This is a genomic window from Bradyrhizobium sp. Mp27 (assembly GCF_029953005.1).
GTDB lineage: Bacteria > Pseudomonadota > Alphaproteobacteria > Rhizobiales > Xanthobacteraceae > Bradyrhizobium > Bradyrhizobium barranii.
Genome location: NZ_JASAUS010000383.1, coordinates 1 through 2,630, shown reverse-complemented (window position 1 = coordinate 2,630; position 2,630 = coordinate 1). Strand labels below are relative to the sequence as shown.

1 protein-coding gene is annotated in these 2,630 nt (G+C 59.2%); it reads right to left on the bottom strand.

What is annotated here, in order from left to right; translation table 11 throughout:
- Window positions 1-811: 811 nt before the first annotated feature.
- Complete coding sequence (hemN, locus tag QJT78_RS50045; protein WP_011084804.1) at window positions 812-2,149, bottom strand: oxygen-independent coproporphyrinogen III oxidase; 1,338 nt, start codon at window positions 2,147-2,149, stop codon at window positions 812-814.
- Window positions 2,150-2,630: the final 481 nt, after the last annotated feature.

Sequence of the window (2,630 nt, the reverse complement as noted above, 5' to 3'; positions counted from 1 at the left end):
CCGCAACCCCGACCAGCTCCGACGACCCGAGCGCTACCAGCAGAGCACGCCGATCAAAGGGGTCCCTTTTGGAGGCCGATAGGGGGTCCCAGTCAAACGCCGATTGACAATAAAGTGGGCACAGCAGAAAAATGGTGATGAGATCGCAGAACTCAACCGCCGGATCGATGCCCAGCGGGATGTCCTCAAAGGGGTCCTGGATCAGATCACCATACTGACTTCGCGGATCGATGCGCTGCAGAGTTCAACACCTGTCCCTTCTGCTGCTTCCGAGCCTCCTTTGTCGCCAGCCCGGGCTGTTTCGAGCGCCGCCAGGAAACGCTTCGGGCGGTCCAAACCACAGGGACCTGTTTCCGTCGGAGGCGCGCCAGTGATCGCCGGACCGAAGACAGCCGAGCCTTGAGTCTGGGACGCTGCAGGCGTCGTCGAGTGTCCAACTGTGCTCGAGGAGGTGGACCGTAGCTTCGCAAAGCTGCCTCCAGCCGTAAATTTCCCGAAGCTGGTGCGGGCGCCGGCGTCTCCAGCGGCACGTCGCTGAGGCCGTCACCATCATCAAGAGCAGTCAAGGGGAGGTGGGGCAGAGCCCTTTCGGCATGATCGAGCCGTGGCCCTGAACGGCGGAATCCGCTGCGCTTCTCCTTCAAATCAGCTTCCCTTTAGTCAGCCCTCCCGGTTTGAGGCCATATCTGAAAGATCGTTGTCATGACACCGCCGCTGCATCCTCGAAATCTGGCCTGTCTGCCGGAGGTGCCTCTTCAGATCATTCCGTCGCGAAGAGCTTAAATGTTTGAGATCTGCTCACATGCGCGGCTTAGTTAATAGGGATACGGTCGAGATAGGTGTCGAATGCGGCAGCAACAGCACGAACGAGAAACCGGTGTTCCTGCTTGACCCGAATGAATCCCTCTTCAATGTCCACTATCCCGTCTTCGGCGAGCATTCCCAGCCGGTCGGCCGAATTGAGAAGAGGAATTGGATCAAATCCGTGAGCAGCACAGATCGCTGGTACGTCGGCCTGCAAATCGCACATCAGACGCTCGATAATTGCGGCGCGGAGGCGATCTTCGGGGGAGAGGCAGTAGCCTTTTGAGGTTGCCGGACGACCAGCCTGAATGTGTTGGTGATAGGAAGCGGTTGCGCTCTCGTTCTGAACGTAACCCTCACGCAGACGGCCGATGGCTGACGGACCTAAGCCGATCACGGTTTTGCAGGTATCAGCCGAATAGCCCAGGGAGTTGCGGCGAAGCTGACCGGCTTTCTGCGCCAGCGCGAGCTCGTCGTTGGGCAGGGCGAAATGGTCGAGCCCGATCTGGCGGTAGCCAGCCGAGACCAGCGTATCTGCGATAGCCGCGGCTTGCTCGGCGCGGGCGAGATTATCCGGCAGCGCCGTCTCATCGATCTGGCGCTGACGTTTCATATAGGAGGGGACGTGAGCATAGCCGAAAACTGCAAGCCGGTCTGGCCGCATGGCCAGAGCCGTCCGTGTAGAGTCCACGCAAGATCGCACCGTCTGATGCGGCAGTCCGAAGAGGAGGTCGAAATTGATGCGGCTTATCCCATGCTGGCGAAGGCTTTCGACGACAGACGCCGTCTGCACCTCGCTCTGGACGCGGTTGACCGACCTCTGAACCACCCCGTCGAAGCTTTGCACGCCGATGCTCGCGCGATTGACGCCGGCCACTTGTAATGTTTCAACCATCTCGGCCGTGAACGCACGTGGGTCGATTTCTATGGCGATGGTAGCTGATTTGCTGAACGCGAAGCAGCGTCGCAGGAGTGCCATCAAGGCGAGAAAATCGGCCGGTGCAATAGTAGTCGGCGTCCCGCCGCCGAAATGCACGTCGCTTACCGGCAGCGCGCGAGGCGCTTGCTCTGCGACCAAACGTATCTCGGCATGCAGCGTCGCCAAGTACTTGCGGATCGGTCGCTCGCTGCGAGTGAGGCTTGTAGGGAAGCCGCAATACCAACAGATAGCACGACAGAACGGAACGTGGATGTATAGCGACACGGGATCGTCGGGCGGCAGCCGCCTCAACCATGTCTCACAAGTCTTAGCACCGACGGTCGCGGAGAAATCCGGCACGGTCGGGTATATGGTGTACCAAGGCAGGCGAGCGTCGCAATACTTGTTCAGGAGAGACGTCTGCAAAGCCTAACTTTCTCATGGTCGAGCGGCATAAAGCTGACCGATGCCCACTGTTATGTCTTTGCGTTATGTCAAACGCGTCTAACGGTTCCTGAGATCTGGCCTGCTCTCGACGTCACGGCCAAACGCAGCGTTGGGGTTCATGCCTGGAAGTGAGCGCCGCTCGTCCGCAATTATTCGGACGTTTATGGTGGCATATGAATTTCTACGAGGACGCTCGAATTAGCGCGGTGTACCGCGACTAGCCGTGCGCAGTATCAATCGCTCATCGGGCAGCGTCGTTTCCGCATTCCCCCTGGCGTGCTGCCTTTTTGCGACGGAAACAGGGATCTTAAACCTCAGCAGGGCAGCTGAGCTTGTTGCTGGACTTCCGAGGCCCCGTGGGTCGGTCAAAATCCCCCGGGTATGGTCACTTGAAACTCCCCCACCTGATGATCGCCGTCAGCGCCGCTGAACAGCAGTAGCCGGTCAGGCAGGACGTTTA